Here is an 18,159-nt window from a genome sequence, read left to right as displayed (position 1 = left end):
GAAACAGGGCCATGAAAAAAATCCTCTGCGCAGAGCGTCATGACTGGAAACAGACCGCCGAAAACCTCGGCTTTCTGTTCCACACCATCGACGACGAACCCTATTGGGACGAGAGCGCGTACTACCAGTTCACGCTCAAGCAGATCGAGAACGATCTCGAAGACCCGACCACCGAGATCCATGAGATGTGCATGGACCTGGTGGCTCGCGTGGTGCAGAGCGAGGAACTGCTGGAGCGCCTGAGCATTCCGGCAGCGTTCTACGACCTGGTTCGTACGTCATGGCTCGAAGGTCATCCGCATCTGTACGGGCGCATGGACTTTTCCTACAACGGCAACGGCCCGGCCAAACTGCTGGAGCTCAACTACGATACGCCGACCAGCCTCTACGAAGCGGCGGCATTCCAGTGGGGCTGGCTGGAGCAGTGCATTGAGCGTGGTTTGTTGCCCAAAAACGCCGACCAGTTCAACAGCATCGACACCAAGCTGCATCAGGCCTTTGCTCAACTGCAGATCACGCAACCGTTCTATTTCGCCTCGATGAAAGACTCGGTCGAGGACAAGGGCACCACCGATTACCTGCGGCTGGTTGCGGAAAAAGTCGGCATCGAATCCCGCCACATCGACATCGAAGACATTGGCCTCACCAGTGACGGACGTTTCGTCGATCTTGAAGATCGCTGGATTCCTCACCTGTTCAAACTGCACGCCTGGGAGTTCATCTTCCACGAGCCCTTTGGTGCAGCGATTGCCCAGAGCGATACGCAGTTTTTCGAACCGGCCTGGAAATCCATCATCTCCAACAAAGGCATCCTGCCGCTGCTGTGGGAATTCAACAAAGGTCATCCGAACCTGCTCGCCGCCCACCTGGATACCGACCCGAACAAAGCGGTGCCCAAGGGTTGGGTGCGCAAGCCATTCTTCTCGCGGGAAGGCGCCAACATCGAGCTGCAAACAACGGACGGTCTGATAGTGAAAGAGGATGGGCCCTACACGGATGCGCCGTTTATCCTTCAGGAGTTCGCGCCGTTGCCACAGTTTGGAGATAGCTACACGCTGATCGGTTCCTGGGTGATCGGCGATCAAGCCGCGGGGATCGGTGTGCGCGAGGACAACAGCCTGATTACCAAGGATTCCAGCCGATTTTTGCCGCACCTGATACTCGACTGAACATTTACCGTCAGTGAAAAAGCCCGTTGCCATGCATCGGGCGTCGGGGTGAAACAGGTGTAAACCCGATCAGGGACCCGACAACCACAAGACTTACCGCTGAAAAGCCGGATAATGGCGGCCAAATCGTCTAGCCCGTTATTCTGGTACCCCCCCATGGAAATCAAGGTCAACTTTCTCGACAACCTTCGGCTTGAAGCCAAGTTCGACGACTTCACGGTGGTGGCCGACCAACCAATCCGCTACAAGGGCGATGGCTCGGCACCCGGTCCATTCGACTACTTCCTGGCTTCGTCGGCGCTGTGTGCGGCGTATTTCGTGAAGTTGTACTGCAGCACACGCAATATCCCCACGGATAACATCCGCCTGTCGCAGAACAACATTGTTGACCCGGAAAACCGCTACAACCAGATTTTCAAGATCCAGGTCGAGTTGCCCGCGGACATCTCCGACAAGGACCGCCAGGGCATCCTGCGTTCTATCGACCGTTGCACCGTGAAAAAAGTGGTGCAGGCCGGGCCTGAGTTTGTGATCGAAGAAGTGGAAAACCTCGACGCCGATGCCCAGGCGCTGTTGATGCCGGCTTCCAGTTCAGAGGCGAGTACTTACATTGCCGGCAAGGATCTGCCGCTGGAACAAACCATCGCCAACATGTCGGCCATCCTGGCGGACCTGGGCATGAAGATTGAAATCGCCTCGTGGCGCAATATCGTGCCCAATGTGTGGTCGCTGCATATCCGCGATGCGCACTCGCCGATGTGCTTCACCAACGGCAAGGGTGCGACCAAGGAAAGCGCACTGGCGTCGGCGTTGGGCGAGTTTATCGAGCGACTCAACTGCAACTTCTTCTACAACGACCAGTTCTGGGGCGAAGACATCGCCAACGCGGAATTTGTGCATTATCCGGACGAGCGCTGGTTCAAGCCTGGCCGCAAAGACGCGCTGCCGACCGAGATTCTCGACGAGTACTGCCTGAAGATTTACAACCGCGACGGCGAGCTGCGCGGCTCCCATCTGATCGACACCAACTCGGGCAATGAAGAGCGCGGTATCTGCTCGCTGCCGTACGTGCGCCAGTCGGACGGTGAGGTGGTGTATTTCCCGTCCAACCTGATTGAAAACCTGTACCTGAGCAACGGCATGAGTGCCGGCAACACGCTGGCCGAAGCGCAGGTGCAGTGCCTGTCGGAGATCTTCGAGCGCGCGGTAAAACGCGAAATCATCGAAGGTGAATTTGCACTGCCGGATGTGCCGGCCCACGTGCTGGCAAAGTACCCAGGAATCCTCGCCGGCATTCAGGCGCTGGAAGAACAGGGTTTCCCGGTGTTGGTGAAGGATGCGTCCCTGGGCGGTGAATTCCCGGTGATGTGCGTTACGTTGATGAACCCGCGTACCGGCGGTGTGTTCGCCTCGTTCGGCGCGCACCCAAGCCTTGAAGTGGCACTGGAACGCAGCCTCACCGAGTTGCTGCAAGGCCGCAGCTTCGAAGGCCTCAACGACCTGCCCCAGCCGACGTTTGAAGGTCATGCGGTGACCGAGCCGAACAACTTCGTCGAGCACTTCATCGACTCGAGCGGCGTTGTGTCGTGGCGCTTCTTCAGTTCGAAGTCGGATTACGAATTCGTGGAGTGGGACTTCTCCGGCCAGGGTGAAAACTCGAATACCGAGGAAGCCGCGACCTTGTTCGGCATTCTCGAAGGCATGGGCAAGGAAGTGTACATGGCGGTCTACGAGCATATCGGCGCGACGGCCTGCCGCATCCTGGTGCCGGACTATTCGGAAATTTATCCGGTAGACGATCTGATCTGGGATAACACCAACAAAGCGCTGTTCTTCCGCGAAGACATCCTGAACCTGCATCGCCTGGACGAAGAAGAACTGCGAGCGCTGGTCGAGCGCCTGGTGGAAAGTGAGCTGGACGACTACACCGACATCACCAGCTTGATCGGCATCGAATTTGACGACAATACCGCTTGGGGTCAGTTGACGATCCTAGAGTTGAAGCTGCTGATTTACCTCGCCCTGCAACAATTTGAAGAGGCGAAAGAAGCAGTGGAAATGTTCCTGCAGTACAACGACAACACGGTTGAGCGCGGCTTGTTCTACCAGGCTGTCAATGTGGTGCTGGAGATGAAACTGGACGAAGACTTGGAACTGGAAGACTACGAGGCCAATTTCCGCCGGATGTTTGGCAGCGAGCGGACGGACGCAGCAATCGGCTCGGTGGACGGGACCGTACGCTTCCATGGCTTGACGCCGACCAGCATGAAACTGGAGGGGCTCGACAGGCACCTGCGCCTGATCGACAGCTACAAAAAACTGCACACAGCGCGGGCCGCCGTAACCACATCATCCCGTTAACCACAAATCTGTAGGAGCCGGCTTGCTGGCGATGAACGATTACGCGGTTTACCTGGCTAACCGCGGTGCTTGAATCGCCAGCAAGCCGGCTCCTACAAATAGCGTGCAAAAGAAAACCCCCGACCAGTCCAGAGGACCGATCGGGGGTTTCGAGGCTAAACCTTACAAAGGCCTAAGCCATATCCTAGAACGGGATATCGTCATCAAAGCTGTCGAAATCCGGAGCCGGCTGAGGAGCGGCCTGCTGTGGCGCCGGACGCGACTGTTGCGGTGCCGACTGCTGCGGACGCGGCGCCTGCTGCTGGCGTGGAGCCGGAGCGGACTGCTGGTAGTTGTTGCCCCCGCCTTGTTGGTCGCCCTGCTGTGGACGGCCGCCCAGCAGTTGCATGGTGCCTTGCATGTCGACCACGATTTCAGTGGTGTAACGCTTGATACCGTCTTTTTCCCACTCGCGGGTCTGCAGCTTGCCTTCGATGTAGACCTGCGAACCTTTACGCAGGTATTCGCCGGCGATTTCCGCCACTTTGCCGAACATCGACACACGGTGCCATTCGGTCTTCTCGACCTTCTGACCGGTCTGTTTGTCGGTCCACTGTTCGCTGGTCGCCAGACTCAGGTTGGTCACGGCGTTACCGTTAGGCAAGTAGCGAACTTCGGGATCCTGGCCGCAAGTGCCGACCAATATGACTTTGTTAACCCCACGGGCCATAACGTTCTCCTAGGCTACGCACGCTGCCTCGGGCGGGTTGTTCACCAGACGCTCGAGGGTAGTGCGATCCAATAGTTCTGTGTCCAATTTGATGTAAATCGCTGCTTCATCAGCAACGATTACCGCATCTGTTACCCCTACGACGGCCTTCAGGCGCTCAACCAGACCCGCTTCGCGGATCGCCTCGGGCGACAACGGCAAGCGCAGGCTCGTGACATAAGGTGGTTCGCGCATGGTAACAGCAAAGGCCAGCCAGAGGGCAGCCAGGCCGGCGCATCCGAGGAAGACAACCGACAGACCGCCATGCTGGAACATCCAGCCGCCGAGGATCCCGCCCAGTGCCGATCCGAGGAACTGACTGGTGGAATAAACCCCCATCGCCGTGCCCTTGCCGCCCGCCGGTGAAACCTTGCTGATCAGCGATGGCAACGAAGCTTCCAGCAAGTTGAACGCGGTAAAGAACACCACCGTCCCGATCACCAGGGCCCGCAAGCTATCGCCGAACTGCCAGAAGAATAGCTCAGTGAGCATCAGCGTCAGCACTGCGCCCAATAAAACTCGTTTCATTTTGCGTTTCTTCTCGCCGTAGATAATGAACGGGATCATGGCGAAGAAGGAAATCAGCAGCGCGGTCAGGTAGACCCACCAGTGCTGCTCTTTGGGCAGCCCGGCTTTTTCGACCAGGGCCAGCGGCAATGCAACGAAGCTCGACATCAACATCGCGTGCAACACAAAAATACCCAGGTCCAGGCGCAGCAGGTCCGGGTGCTTGAGCGTCGGCATCAGTGCCTGACGCGCGACGCCGGATTCACGGTGCTGCAACGGCCCGGTGGAGCGCGGCACCATGAACATCACGATCACGATGCCCACCAGCGCCATGCCACCGGTGGCGAGGAACAACCCGGACAGGCCGAAGGCGCGAGTCAGCAAAGGCCCTACCACCATGGCGACCGCGAACGACAGACCAATCGTCATGCCGATCATGGCCATGGCTTTGGTCCGATGCTGTTCGCGGGTCAGGTCTGACAGCAACGCCATCACTGCTGCGGAAATCGCCCCGGCGCCTTGCAGGATTCGTCCGGCGATAACGCCCCAGATCGAATCAGCGTTGGCCGCCAGCACACTGCCGAGGGCGAACACGATCAGCCCCAGGTAAATCACCGGGCGGCGCCCGATGCGGTCGGAAATGAAGCCGAACGGAATCTGAAATATCGCCTGGGTCAGGCCGTAAGCGCCAATCGCCAGCCCGATGAGGGCCGGGGTCGCTCCTGCCAGATCCATCCCATAGGTCGCCAGTACCGGCAACACCATGAACATGCCAAGCATACGGAACGCGAACACGAGGGCCAGACCGCTTGCTGCGCGGGTCTCACTGCCACTCATGCGTTCGCTGTGGGGATCGTGCATGGAAAAACCTCATGTGAACCGGCGGCGATTCTACCAGTCCCATCGATTGACAGGGTATATCGCGACGCTTTGACGCGTTCCGCTGACAGACTCTTCATGTACGACAGTAAACCACTCGTTTGATAGTGTGCATCCATCCAGTATTTGGCCGTATACTCCTACGTTTTCGACGCCCGCCGAGCGAGGCCACTTTGGACAAGATCCTGATTCGTGGGGCCCGAACCCACAACCTGAAGAACATCGACCTGACCCTGCCACGGGACAAACTGATCGTCATCACCGGCTTGTCCGGATCCGGCAAATCGTCCCTGGCGTTCGACACGCTGTACGCCGAAGGCCAGCGCCGCTATGTCGAGTCGCTGTCGGCCTATGCCCGGCAGTTTTTGTCGATGATGGAAAAGCCTGACGTCGACACCATTGAAGGTTTGTCGCCAGCCATTTCCATCGAACAGAAGTCGACCTCGCACAACCCGCGTTCGACGGTCGGCACCATCACCGAAATCTACGACTACCTGCGCCTGCTCTATGCTCGCGTCGGTATTCCGCGCTGCCCGGATCACGACATTCCGCTGGAAGCGCAGACCGTCAGCCAGATGGTCGACCTGGTCCTCGCCCAACCGGAGGGCAGCAAACTGATGCTGCTGGCGCCGGTGATCCGCGAGCGCAAAGGCGAACACCTTTCGGTCTTCGAAGAACTGCGCGCCCAGGGCTTTGTCCGGGCCCGGGTCAACGGCAGGATCTGCGAACTGGACGAACTGCCGAAGCTGGACAAGCAGAAGAAGCATTCGATTGACGTCATCGTCGACCGCTTCAAGGTCCGCGCCGATCTGCAACAGCGTCTGGCCGAATCCTTCGAAACCGCGCTGAAACTGGCGGACGGCATTGCCCTGGTCGCACCGATGGACGACGAACCCGGCGAAGAGATGATCTTCTCCGCGCGGTTCGCCTGCCCGATCTGCGGTCACGCGATCAGCGAGCTGGAACCCAAGCTGTTCTCCTTCAACAACCCGGCCGGCGCCTGCCCGACGTGCGATGGTCTGGGCGTGAAACAATTCTTCGACATCAAGCGACTGGTCAATGGCGAACTGACTCTGGCCGAAGGTGCGATTCGCGGCTGGGACAGGCGTAACGTCTATTACTTCCAGATGCTCGGGTCGCTGGCGGCGCACTACAAGTTCAGCCTCGAAGTGCCGTTCAACGAACTGCCGGCCGAGCAGCAGAAATTCATCCTGCACGGCAGCGGCTCCCAGAATGTCGATTTCAAATACCTGAATGACCGTGGCGACATCGTCAAACGTTCGCACCCGTTCGAAGGCATCGTGCCAAACCTGGAACGTCGCTACCGCGAAACCGAATCGGCATCGGTGCGCGAAGAGCTGGCCAAGTTCCTCAGCACCCAGCATTGCCCGGACTGCCGTGGCACCCGCCTGCGTCGCGAGGCGCGGCATGTCTGGGTCGGCGAGAAGACGCTGCCGGCGGTGACCAATCTGCCGATTGGCGATGCATGCGAATACTTCGGCGTGCTGAAGCTGACCGGGCGTCGCGGTGAAATTGCCGACAAGATCCTCAAGGAGATCCGCGAGCGCCTGCAGTTCCTGGTCAACGTCGGCCTCGATTATCTGTCGCTGGATCGCAGTGCCGACACGTTGTCCGGTGGCGAGGCGCAGCGGATTCGCCTGGCCAGTCAGATTGGCGCCGGCCTGGTGGGCGTTCTATACATCCTCGATGAACCGTCGATTGGTCTGCACCAACGCGACAACGACCGTTTGCTCGGCACGCTCAAGCACCTGCGCGACATCGGCAACACGGTGATCGTGGTCGAACACGATGAAGATGCCATTCGCCTGGCTGACTATGTCGTGGATATCGGCCCGGGTGCCGGCGTGCACGGGGGGCATATCGTCGCCGAAGGTACGCCAGCGCAAGTCATGGCTCACCCTGACTCGCTGACCGGCAAGTACTTGTCGGGTCGGGTGAAGATTGCCGTCCCTGCCAAACGCACACCGCGTAACAAGAAATTGTCGCTGTCCCTCAAAGGCGCTCGCGGCAACAACTTGCGCAACGTCGATCTGGAGATTCCGATTGGCCTGCTGACCTGCGTTACCGGCGTCTCCGGTTCGGGCAAGTCGACGTTGATCAACAACACGCTGTTCCCTTTGAGTGCGACGGCACTCAACGGTGCGACGACGCTTGAGGCTGCGGCTCACGACAGCATCAAAGGGCTGGAGCATCTGGACAAGGTCGTCGACATCGACCAGAGCCCGATCGGCCGTACGCCACGCTCCAACCCGGCGACGTACACCGGGCTGTTCACGCCGATTCGCGAACTGTTCGCCGGCGTGCCGGAATCCCGTTCCCGCGGTTACGGGCCGGGGCGTTTCTCCTTCAACGTGAAGGGCGGACGCTGCGAGGCCTGCCAGGGCGATGGCCTGATCAAGGTTGAAATGCACTTCCTGCCGGACATCTATGTTCCGTGCGACGTCTGCAAGAGCAAGCGCTACAACCGCGAAACGCTGGAGATCAAGTACAAGGGCAAGAGCATCCACGAAACCCTCGAGATGACCATCGAGGAAGCCCGGGTGTTCTTCGACGCGGTGCCGGCACTGGCACGCAAGCTTCAGACGCTGATGGATGTCGGCCTGTCGTACATCAAGCTGGGGCAATCGGCGACCACCCTGTCTGGTGGTGAAGCGCAGCGGGTGAAGCTGTCCCGCGAGCTGTCCAAGCGCGATACCGGCAAGACGCTGTACATCCTCGATGAGCCAACCACTGGTTTGCACTTCGCGGATATTCAGCAACTGCTCGACGTGCTGCATCGACTGCGCGACCACGGCAACACCGTGGTGGTGATCGAGCACAACCTGGACGTGATCAAGACCGCTGACTGGTTGGTGGATCTGGGGCCGGAAGGTGGTTCCAAAGGCGGGCAGATCATTGCCGTCGGTACGCCGGAAGAAGTCTCCGAGATGAAGCAGTCTCATACCGGTTTCTATCTCAAACCGTTGCTGGCTCGCGACAGGGACTGAATCAGGCCCATGAAAAAGCCCCTGTCACTTTGTCGGTGACAGGGGCTTTTTCGTTGACACTGTAGGAGCACAGCTTGCTGGCGATGGCGATATCAAGGAAGCCTTCGCCAGCAAGCTGTGCTCCTACGGTTCAATGTCAGGTGTGAGATTGCAGGTAATTTTCCAGACCGATCAACTTGATCAGCCCCAACTGCTTCTCGAGCCAGTAGGTGTGGTCTTCTTCGGTATCGTTCAGTTGAATACGCAGCATCTCGCGGCTGACGTAGTCTTTGTGCTGCTCGCAGAGTTCGATGCCCTTGCAGAGCGCGGCGCGGACTTTGTATTCCAGTCGCAGGTCGGCAGCGAGCATGTCAGGAACCGTGGTGCCGACATCAAGATCGTCCGGACGCATGCGTGGCGTGCCTTCGAGCATCAGAATTCGGCGCATCAGCGCATCGGCGTGCCCCGCTTCCTCTTCCATCTCGTGGTTGATTCGTTCGTAGAGCTTGGTGAATCCCCAGTCCTCATACATCCGCGAGTGAACGAAATATTGATCACGCGCGGCCAGTTCGCCGGTCAGCAACGTGTTGAGGTAATCGATTACGTCTGGGTGGCCTTGCATCGCCCTACATCTCCCTGCTTGAAAGTCTGTAGTTTGAACCACAGCGACTGTTTGGTCACTTGGTTTGCGCGATAAAAGCGAAGATATTCTGAGAAAAGTAGTTTAAATAGCGCAAAAACCGCCCCAATGAGGGCGGTTCTGCTTCTCGTTTAGACTTCGTTAATCTGTACGTTGAGCGACTTTGCGATTGCGTCTCCATAAGCCGGGTCGGCCTTGAAGAAATGCTGCAATTGGCGATCCACTACATCAGCGGAGACCCCTGCCATCGCGCCCGCAATATTGTTGGTCAGCAGGTTTTTCTGCTCATCACTCATCAAACGGAACAACGCACCTGCGTGGCTGTAGTAGTCCGTGTCTTCGCGATGATCGTAACGATCAGCCGCACCGCTCAATGCCAAAGCAGGCTCAGCATAACGAGGCGCCTGTTTTGGCGACTCTACGTAACTGTTCGGCTCGTAGTTCGGCGCTGCACCGCCATTGCTGCCAAATGCCATGGAGCCATCACGCTGGTAGCTGTTGACCGGGCTGCGCGGCGCATTCACCGGCAGTTGCTGATGGTTGGTACCAACACGGTAGCGGTGCGCATCGGCGTAAGCGAACACTCGCCCTTGCAGCATGCGGTCTGGCGAGAGGCCGACACCTGGCACCATATTGCTCGGACCGAAAGCCGCTTGTTCAACTTCCGCGAAGTAGTTCAGCGGATTGCGATTGAGTTCGAGCTCACCCACTTCGATCAGTGGGAACTCTTTCTGCGACCAGGTCTTGGTCACATCGAAAGGGTTCTCGTAATGCGCCGCAGCCTGGGCCTCGGTCATGATCTGAATGCACACACGCCATTTTGGGAAGTCGCCGCGCTCAATCGCTTCGAACAAATCGCGCTGTGCGTAATCCGGATCGGTGCCCGCCAGGCGAGCAGCTTCTGCCGGCGCCAGGTTCTTGATCCCTTGCTGGGTCTTGTAATGCCACTTCACCCAGTGACGCTCGCCGCTGGCACTGATCAGGCTGTAAGTGTGGCTGCCGAAGCCGTGCATGTGACGGTAGCCGTCAGGGATGCCACGGTCCGAAAACAGGATGGTGACCTGGTGCAGCGCCTCAGGCGAGTGCGACCAGAAGTCCCACATCATCTGCGCACTTTTCAGGTTGCTTTGCGGCAGGCGTTTTTGGGTGTGGATAAAGTCCGGAAACTTGAGCGGATCGCGAATGAAGAACACTGGCGTGTTGTTGCCAACGATGTCCCAGTTACCTTCTTCGGTATAGAACTTCAGGGCAAAGCCACGTGGGTCGCGTTCCGTGTCAGCCGAGCCGCGCTCACCGCCCACGGTTGAAAACCGCAGAAAGGTTGGCGTTTGCTTACCGACGGATTCGAACAGTTTGGCGCTGGTGTACTCAGTGATGTCGCGCGTCACGGTGAACGTACCGTAAGCACCCGAGCCCTTGGCGTGTACGCGGCGCTCAGGAATGTTTTCACGGTTGAAGTGGGCAAGCTTCTCGATCAGGTGGAAGTCGTCGAGCAGCAATGGGCCACGAGGGCCGGCGGAGCGGGAATTCTGGTTGTCGGCGACAGGAGCGCCACTGGCGGTAGTAAGTATTTTATTTTGGCTCATGCGATCTCTTCCTCTGTCAGTCTTGAACTGCCGGCTAATCGGCTGAGAGGGAGTATTGATCACCAACGTTACACCTACAAATTCATTAACTTGTAAGTGTCGATAGAAAATTACTAACGAAGATCCTACTTTTCAGACGCCCACAAAAAACCGGGCACTAGGCCCGGTTCTTCGTTTCAGACTGACGTCTTACTCAGCGGATACAGCTTCACCGCCGGTAGCACGATCAACCAACTCGACGTACGCCATAGGCGCGTTGTCGCCAGTGCGGAAGCCGCACTTGAGGATGCGCAGGTAGCCACCCTCACGGGTAGCGTAACGCTTGCCCAGGTCGTTGAAGAGCTTACCAACGATAGCTTTCGAACGAGTACGGTCGAAAGCCAGACGGCGGTTAGCCAGGCTGTCTGTCTTGGCCAAAGTGATCAGCGGCTCAGCAACGCGACGCAGTTCTTTAGCTTTCGGCAGTGTAGTTTTGATCAGCTCGTGCTCGAACAGCGACACTGCCATGTTTTGAAACATGGCCTTGCGGTGCGAGCTAGTGCGGCTCAGGTGACGACCACTTTTACGATGACGCATGGTTCATTCCTTACCAAACACGACGTTCGGTGATTACGACGATCAGGCAGTCGCCTTGTCGTCCTTCTTAAGACTTGCAGGCGGCCAGTTGTCGAGGCGCATGCCGAGGGACAGACCGCGGGAGGCCAGAACGTCCTTGATTTCAGTCAAGGATTTCTTGCCAAGGTTCGGAGTCTTCAACAGCTCTACTTCGGTACGCTGAATCAGGTCACCGATGTAGTAGATGTTTTCCGCCTTAAGGCAGTTAGCCGAACGTACAGTCAGTTCCAGATCGTCAACCGGGCGAAGCAGGATCGGATCGATCTCGTCTTCCTGCTCGACAACCACTGGCTCACTGTCACCTTTGAGGTCGACGAACGCAGCCAACTGCTGTTGCAGAATGGTTGCAGCGCGACGGATAGCCTCTTCAGGATCCAGAGTACCGTTGGTTTCCAGATCAATAACCAGCTTGTCCAGGTTAGTACGCTGCTCGACACGGGCGTTTTCCACCACGTATGCGATACGGCGAACCGGGCTGAACGAAGAGTCAAGCTGCAAGCGACCGATGCTGCGGCTTTCGTCTTCATCGCTCTGACGCGAGTCTGCCGGTTCATAACCACGACCACGAGCTACGGTGAGCTTCATGTTCAGGGCGCCGTTAGACGCCAGGTTAGCGATTACGTGATCGGGGTTAACGATCTCGACATCATGATCCAGCTGAATATCGGCAGCGGTAACCACCCCCGAACCCTTCTTCGACAAGGTCAGCGTAACTTCGTCACGACCGTGCAGCTTGATAGCCAGACCTTTAAGGTTCAACAGGATTTCAATTACGTCTTCCTGTACGCCTTCGATTGCGCTGTACTCATGGAGTACACCGTCAATCTCGGCCTCGACTACTGCACAGCCGGGCATTGAGGACAACAGGATGCGGCGCAGCGCGTTGCCCAGGGTGTGGCCGAAACCACGCTCGAGAGGCTCGAGAGTGATCTTGGCGCGGGTTGGACTGACAACCTGCACATCAATATGGCGGGGTGTCAGGAACTCATTTACCGAAATCTGCATGGATGCACCTATTTTCTAGCCCTTACTTGGAGTAGAGCTCGACAATCAGGCTTTCGTTGATGTCGGCGGACAGATCACTGCGAGCTGGAACGTTCTTGAAAACGCCCGACTTCTTCTCAGTGTCTACTTCTACCCATTCTACGCGGCCACGTTGGGCACACAGATCGAGAGCTTGGACAATGCGAAGTTGGTTCTTTGCTTTCTCGCGAATCGCGACCACGTCACCAGCACGAACCTGGTAAGACGGTACGTTTACGGTCTGGCCGTTAACGCTGACGGATTTGTGCGATACCAGCTGACGGGATTCGGCACGAGTAGAGCCAAAACCCATACGGTATACAACGTTGTCCAGACGGCATTCGAGCAGTTGCAGCAGGTTTTCACCGGTTGCACCTTTCTTGCCAGCAGCTTCTTTGTAGTAGCCGCTGAATTGACGCTCGAGAACGCCGTAGATACGACGGACCTTCTGCTTTTCACGCAGTTGGGTGCCGTAATCGGACTGGCGACCGCGGCGTTGGCCGTGGATACCAGGTGCTGCTTCAATGTTGCACTTCGATTCGATCGCGCGCACGCCGCTCTTCAGAAAGAGATCGGTGCCTTCGCGACGAGCGAGTTTGCATTTTGGACCAATGTAACGAGCCATTCTTTACAATCTCCTGGATTACACGCGGCGCTTCTTCGGCGGACGGCACCCGTTGTGCGGGATTGGCGTCACGTCGGTGATGCTGGCGATCTTGTAGCCACAGCCGTTCAAAGCGCGGACTGCAGATTCACGACCTGGGCCTGGACCTTTGACGTTAACGTCGAGGTTTTTCAGACCGTATTCCAGCGCAGCTTGACCAGCACGTTCAGCAGCTACTTGAGCAGCAAACGGGGTGGACTTGCGGGAACCGCGGAAACCCGAACCACCGGAGGTAGCCCAGGAAAGAGCGTTGCCTTGACGGTCGGTGATGGTCACGATTGTGTTGTTAAAAGAAGCATGGATGTGGGCGATGCCATCAACCACTGTCTTTTTAACTTTTTTACGAGGACGAGCAGCAGGTTTAGCCATGATTAATTTCCTGTCGATTCGCTGGGGCGATTACTTGCGGATCGGCTTACGCGGACCTTTACGGGTACGCGCGTTAGTCTTGGTACGCTGACCGCGTACTGGAAGACCACGACGATGACGCAGACCGCGATAGCAACCGAGGTCCATCAAACGCTTGATTTTCATGTTGATTTCGCGACGCAGGTCACCTTCAGTGGTGAACTTCGCCACTTCGCCACGCAGCTGTTCAATCTGCTCGTCGCTCAGATCCTTGATCTTTGCGGCTGGGTTTACCCCAGTCACTGCACAGATCTTCTGTGCAGTAGTGCGACCAACACCATAGATGTAGGTCAGCGAGATAACAGTATGCTTGTTATCTGGAATGTTAACGCCTGCAATACGGGCCATTCAGTGGGACTCCAATTGACAGCTACCTACGCCCCGGAAGCCAAGAAATAGGGCGCGAGATAATATCGCTGTAATAACAAATAATCAACCCGGTAGCGCACTAGCTACCGGGCTTGAAGCACAATCACACTCAGCCTTGGCGCTGTTTGTGACGCGGTTCCGCGCTGCAAATTACTCGAACAACACCTTCGCGGCGAATAATCTTGCAGTTACGGCACAGCTTTTTCACCGATGCACGAACTTTCATCACCAACTCCTCGAACCTTATGGGTACTCAGCGCAACATGCCGCTGCCGTAACCCTTCAGGTTGGCTTTCTTCATCAGGGATTCGTACTGGTGCGAAACGAGGTGCGATTGTACTTGGGACATGAAGTCCATCACAACCACGACGACGATCAGCAACGAGGTCCCGCCAAGGTAGAACGGTACGTTTGCCGCAACCACCAGGAACTGGGGAAGCAGACACACGGCCGTCATGTAAAGAGCACCGAACATGGTCAAGCGAGTCAGAACGCCATCAATGTAGCGCGCAGACTGCTCACCTGGACGGATGCCCGGAATAAAGGCACCGGACTTCTTCAGGTTTTCCGCTACGTCTTTCGGATTGAACATCAACGCCGTATAGAAGAAGCAGAAGAAAATAATCCCTGCACTAAACAGCAGAATATTCAACGGCTGACCAGGAGCGATCGACTGCGAGATGTCCTGCAACCAGCCCATACCTTCAGACTGGCCGAACCAGGCACCCAACGAAGCCGGGAACAGCAAAATGCTGCTCGCGAAAATGGCCGGAATAACACCGGCCATGTTCACCTTCAGCGGCAAGTGGCTAGTCTGCGCAGCGAAGACCTTACGGCCCTGCTGACGCTTGGCGTAGTGAACAGCAATACGACGCTGACCACGCTCAATGAACACCACGAAACCGATAATCGCTACTGCCAGCAAACCGATGGCAACCAGGGCGAAGATGTTGATATCACCCTGACGTGCAGACTCGAAAGACTGCCCGATCGCTCTCGGAAGACCGGCGACGATACCCGAAAAAATCAACATCGAGATACCGTTGCCAACACCACGCTCAGTAATCTGCTCACCCAGCCACATCATGAACATCGCACCAGCCACAAATGTGGATACCGCGACGAAATGGAAGCCAAAGTCACCAGTGAACGCAACGCCCTGCCCTGCCAGACCAATGGACATGCCAATTGCCTGAACAAGAGCGAGGACGACAGTGCCGTAGCGGGTGTACTGGCTGATCTTGCGACGGCCAGCTTCACCTTCCTTCTTCAACTGCTCCAGCTGCGGGCTGACGGCGGTCATCAGCTGCATGATGATCGATGCCGAAATGTACGGCATGATCCCCAATGCAAAGATGCTCATCCGTTCCAGCGCGCCGCCGGAAAACATGTTGAACAAGCTAAGAATGGTCCCCTCATTCTGTCGAAACAGGTCCGCGAGTCGGTCCGGGTTGATACCTGGAACCGGGATGTGTGCGCCTATTCGGTAGACGATAATCGCCAGGAACAGAAAACGCAGACGAGCCCAGAGTTCAGACATACCGCCTTTGCCGAGCGCAGAGAGAGCACCTTGCTTAGCCATTTATTCCTCGAACTTGCCGCCAGCTGCTTCGATAGCCGCACGCGCACCTTTGGTGGCGCCGATTCCCTTTCCGATGGTAACAGCGCGAGTCACTTCACCGGACAGCATGATTTTCACACGCTGTACGTTGACGTTGATCACGTTGGCATCTTTCAAGGACTGCACGGTGACGATGTCGCCTTCCACTTTAGCCAGCTCGGACAAACGCACTTCTGCGCGATCCATGGCTTTCAGGGAAACGAAACCGAACTTCGGCAGGCGACGATGCAGCGGCTGTTGACCGCCTTCAAAGCCTGGAGCAATGGTGCCACCGGAGCGGGAGGACTGACCTTTGTGGCCACGGCCACCGGTCTTACCCAAACCACTACCGATACCACGGCCCGGACGATGCTTTTCGCGACGGGAACCCGGCGCTGGACTCAGATCATTGAGTTTCATCGATTAACCCTCGACACGCAGCATGTAGTAAGCCTTGTTGATCATCCCGCGATTCTCGGGAGTATCAAGTACTTCTACAGTGTGACCGATGCGACGCAGACCCAGACCCTTAACGCACAGTTTGTGGTTAGGGATGCGGCCGGTCATGCTTTTGATCAGCGTAACTTTAACGGTAGCCATGATCAGAAGATCTCCTTGACGCTTTTGCCACGCTTGGCGGCAATGGATTCAGGAGACTGCATAGCTTTCAAACCTTTGAAAGTGGCGTGAACCACGTTTACCGGGTTAGTCGAGCCGTAGCACTTGGCCAGAACGTTCTGAACGCCAGCAACTTCGAGGACAGCACGCATAGCGCCGCCAGCGATGATACCGGTACCTTCAGAAGCAGGCTGCATGTACACCTTCGAAGCGCCGTGACCGGACTTCATTGCGTACTGCAGAGTGGTGCCGTTCAGGTCAACTTGGATCATGTTGCGGCGAGCAGCTTCCATTGCCTTCTGGATCGCAGCAGGCACTTCACGTGACTTGCCACGGCCGAAGCCAACACGCCCTTTACCATCACCAACCACGGTCAACGCGGTGAAAGTGAAGATACGGCCGCCTTTAACGGTTTTGGCTACGCGGTTAACTTGAACCAGCTTCTCGATGTAGCCTTCGTCGCGCTTTTGGTCGTTATTTGACATAACTTAGAACTCCAGCCCAGCTTCACGAGCAGCATCAGCCAGCGCCTTGACGCGGCCGTGGTACTTGAAGCCAGAGCGGTCGAAAGCCACCTGCGAGACGCCAGCGGCTTTAGCACGCGTAGCGACCAGCTGGCCAACCTTAGTGGCCGCGTCGATGTTGCCAGTGGCGCCATCACGCAGTTCTTTATCCAAAGTCGAGGCAGATGCCAGGACTTTGTTGCCGTCGGCCGAAATGACCTGGGCGTAGATGTGCTGCGACGAGCGGAACACGCAGAGACGCACGACTTCGAGTTCGTGCATTTTCAGGCGTGCTTTGCGAGCGCGACGCAGTCGAGTAACTTTTTTGTCGGTCATTTGCTATGCCCTACTTCTTCTTGGCTTCTTTACGACGGACGACTTCGTCCGCGTAGCGCACACCTTTGCCTTTGTACGGCTCTGGTGGACGGAAGTCGCGGATCTCGGCGGCCACTTGACCTACCAGCTGCTTATCGATGCCCTTGATCAGGATATCGGTCTGGCTAGGAGTCTCAGCGGTGATGCCTTCCGGCAGTTCATAATCCACTGGGTGCGAGAAGCCAAGAGCCAGGTTCAGCACTGTGCCTTTTGCTTGCGCTTTGTAACCAACACCGACCAGCTGGAGCTTACGCTCGAAGCCTTGGCTTACGCCTTGGACCATGTTGTTTACCAACGCACGAGTGGTACCAGCCATTGCGCGAGTTTGTTGATCGCCATTGCGAGCAGCGAAACGCAGCTCACCAGCTTCTTCAACGATCTCAACGGACGAATGGATGTTCAGTTCGAGAGTGCCCTTGGCACCCTTCACCGAAAGCTGTTGGCCTGCGAATTTGACTTCGACGCCGGCTGGCAGCTTAACGGGGTTCTTAGCGACGCGTGACATGCTTATCCCCCCTTAGAACACAGTGCAAAGAACTTCGCCGCCGACACCGGCAGCGCGCGCAGCACGATCCGTCATCACACCTTTGTTGGTGGAGACGATAGACACACCGAGACCGCCACGAACTTTTGGCAGATCATCGACGGACTTGTACTGACGCAGGCCTGGACGGCTAACGCGCTTCACTTCCTCGATGACCGGACGGCCTTCGAAGTACTTCAGCTCGATGGACAGCAGTGGCTTGATTTCGCTGCTGATCTGATAACCCGCAATGTAACCTTCGTCCTTCAGGACTTTGGCAACAGCTACCTTCAAAGTAGAAGATGGCATGCTTACGACGGACTTTTCAGCCATCTGGGCATTACGGATTCGAGTTAGCATGTCCGCTAACGGGTCCTGCATACTCATGGGCTAGACGCTCCTAATACACAAAAAATTAGCCTTGCGGCTACTACGTGTCGCCGAGGACATCCATGCAAAAAAAGCACGGGCTCAGGCGAGCCGGGTATTCTAGACACACCCCACAAATGAATCAAGCCCCAAAAGGGGCTTGATTCAAGTTCAAGGTCACCGGCGGTCAGGATCTTGCGATCCCGAACACCGAG

20 protein-coding genes are annotated in these 18,159 nt (G+C 56.9%); 3 read left to right on the top strand and 17 right to left on the bottom strand.

What is annotated here, in order from left to right; genetic code table 11:
* Positions 1-11: 11 nt before the first annotated feature.
* Both KGA82_RS28565 and KGA82_RS28560 read left to right on the top strand, forming a co-directional pair.
* Complete coding sequence (locus KGA82_RS28565; protein WP_223453243.1) at positions 12-1,169, top strand: glutathionylspermidine synthase family protein; 1,158 nt, start codon at positions 12-14, stop codon at positions 1,167-1,169.
* Positions 1,170-1,325: 156 nt separating this feature from the next.
* Entirely contained in the window at positions 1,326-3,530 is a 2,205-nt protein-coding gene (locus KGA82_RS28560) for an OsmC domain/YcaO domain-containing protein (RefSeq protein ID WP_207286520.1), read from the top strand.
* 184 nt (positions 3,531-3,714) lie between these two features.
* Here the strand turns inward: KGA82_RS28560 and KGA82_RS28555 are convergent, their stop codons facing one another.
* Entirely contained in the window at positions 3,715-4,239 is a 525-nt protein-coding gene (locus tag KGA82_RS28555; protein WP_008041307.1) for a single-stranded DNA-binding protein, read from the bottom strand.
* 9 nt (positions 4,240-4,248) lie between these two features.
* Positions 4,249-5,646, bottom strand: a complete 1,398-nt coding sequence (locus KGA82_RS28550; RefSeq protein ID WP_008030907.1) for an MFS transporter — start codon at positions 5,644-5,646, stop codon at positions 4,249-4,251.
* Between the two features lie 191 nt (positions 5,647-5,837).
* On the opposite strand from KGA82_RS28550, the gene uvrA reads away from it, so the two are divergent.
* Positions 5,838-8,672 carry an excinuclease ABC subunit UvrA gene (gene uvrA, locus KGA82_RS28545; RefSeq protein ID WP_223453242.1) on the top strand — a complete coding sequence of 945 codons (2,835 nt, stop codon included), beginning with the start codon at positions 5,838-5,840 and terminating at the stop codon, positions 8,670-8,672.
* Between the two features lie 136 nt (positions 8,673-8,808).
* On the opposite strand, the gene bfr is transcribed toward uvrA, so the two are convergent.
* From bfr to rpsH, 15 genes are all read right to left on the bottom strand, one after another.
* Complete coding sequence (gene bfr / locus KGA82_RS28540) at positions 8,809-9,273, bottom strand: bacterioferritin (protein WP_008030905.1); 465 nt, start codon at positions 9,271-9,273, stop codon at positions 8,809-8,811.
* Between the two features lie 149 nt (positions 9,274-9,422).
* Positions 9,423-10,877 (bottom strand): catalase, encoded by a 1,455-nt coding sequence (locus KGA82_RS28535; protein ID WP_223453241.1) that lies wholly within the window; start codon positions 10,875-10,877, stop codon positions 9,423-9,425.
* Positions 10,878-11,066: 189 nt separating this feature from the next.
* Entirely contained in the window at positions 11,067-11,453 is a 387-nt protein-coding gene (gene rplQ, locus KGA82_RS28530; RefSeq protein WP_007943777.1) for a 50S ribosomal protein L17, read from the bottom strand.
* Positions 11,454-11,495: 42 nt separating this feature from the next.
* Complete coding sequence (locus KGA82_RS28525) at positions 11,496-12,497, bottom strand: DNA-directed RNA polymerase subunit alpha (protein WP_003186012.1); 1,002 nt, start codon at positions 12,495-12,497, stop codon at positions 11,496-11,498.
* Between the two features lie 22 nt (positions 12,498-12,519).
* Entirely contained in the window at positions 12,520-13,140 is a 621-nt protein-coding gene (gene rpsD, locus KGA82_RS28520; protein WP_003210056.1) for a 30S ribosomal protein S4, read from the bottom strand.
* Between the two features lie 18 nt (positions 13,141-13,158).
* A complete protein-coding gene (gene rpsK, locus KGA82_RS28515; RefSeq protein ID WP_002555466.1) occupies positions 13,159-13,548 on the bottom strand; it encodes a 30S ribosomal protein S11 in 390 nt (129 codons plus the stop codon).
* Between the two features lie 30 nt (positions 13,549-13,578).
* Positions 13,579-13,935, bottom strand: a complete 357-nt coding sequence (gene rpsM / locus KGA82_RS28510; RefSeq protein ID WP_003186020.1) for a 30S ribosomal protein S13 — start codon at positions 13,933-13,935, stop codon at positions 13,579-13,581.
* Positions 13,936-14,065: 130 nt separating this feature from the next.
* Positions 14,066-14,182 (bottom strand): 50S ribosomal protein L36, encoded by a 117-nt coding sequence (gene rpmJ, locus KGA82_RS28505; RefSeq protein WP_002555468.1) that lies wholly within the window; start codon positions 14,180-14,182, stop codon positions 14,066-14,068.
* Positions 14,183-14,209: 27 nt separating this feature from the next.
* On the bottom strand, positions 14,210-15,538 hold the full coding sequence (gene secY / locus KGA82_RS28500) for a preprotein translocase subunit SecY (RefSeq protein WP_003228718.1): 1,329 nt from the start codon (positions 15,536-15,538) through the stop codon (positions 14,210-14,212).
* Positions 15,539-15,976 carry a 50S ribosomal protein L15 gene (gene rplO / locus KGA82_RS28495; protein ID WP_007896782.1) on the bottom strand — a complete coding sequence of 146 codons (438 nt, stop codon included), beginning with the start codon at positions 15,974-15,976 and terminating at the stop codon, positions 15,539-15,541.
* Between the two features lie 3 nt (positions 15,977-15,979).
* A complete protein-coding gene (gene rpmD, locus KGA82_RS28490; RefSeq protein ID WP_003186033.1) occupies positions 15,980-16,156 on the bottom strand; it encodes a 50S ribosomal protein L30 in 177 nt (58 codons plus the stop codon).
* A gap of 2 nt (positions 16,157-16,158) precedes the next feature.
* Positions 16,159-16,659, bottom strand: a complete 501-nt coding sequence (gene rpsE / locus KGA82_RS28485) for a 30S ribosomal protein S5 (RefSeq protein ID WP_007943782.1) — start codon at positions 16,657-16,659, stop codon at positions 16,159-16,161.
* 3 nt (positions 16,660-16,662) lie between these two features.
* On the bottom strand, positions 16,663-17,013 hold the full coding sequence (rplR, locus tag KGA82_RS28480; protein ID WP_003186037.1) for a 50S ribosomal protein L18: 351 nt from the start codon (positions 17,011-17,013) through the stop codon (positions 16,663-16,665).
* Between the two features lie 10 nt (positions 17,014-17,023).
* A complete protein-coding gene (gene rplF, locus KGA82_RS28475; protein WP_003176412.1) occupies positions 17,024-17,557 on the bottom strand; it encodes a 50S ribosomal protein L6 in 534 nt (177 codons plus the stop codon).
* A 12-nt stretch (positions 17,558-17,569) separates the two neighbouring features.
* Complete coding sequence (gene rpsH / locus KGA82_RS28470) at positions 17,570-17,962, bottom strand: 30S ribosomal protein S8 (protein ID WP_003186040.1); 393 nt, start codon at positions 17,960-17,962, stop codon at positions 17,570-17,572.
* Between the last annotated feature and the right edge of the window lie 197 nt (positions 17,963-18,159).

This window comes from Pseudomonas sp. BF-RE-22 (assembly GCF_019956155.1).
Classification (GTDB): Bacteria; Pseudomonadota; Gammaproteobacteria; order Pseudomonadales; family Pseudomonadaceae; genus Aquipseudomonas; species Aquipseudomonas migulae.
Note: the sequence above shows the minus strand (reverse complement) of the source record. Positions and strands in the feature narration are given on the sequence as shown.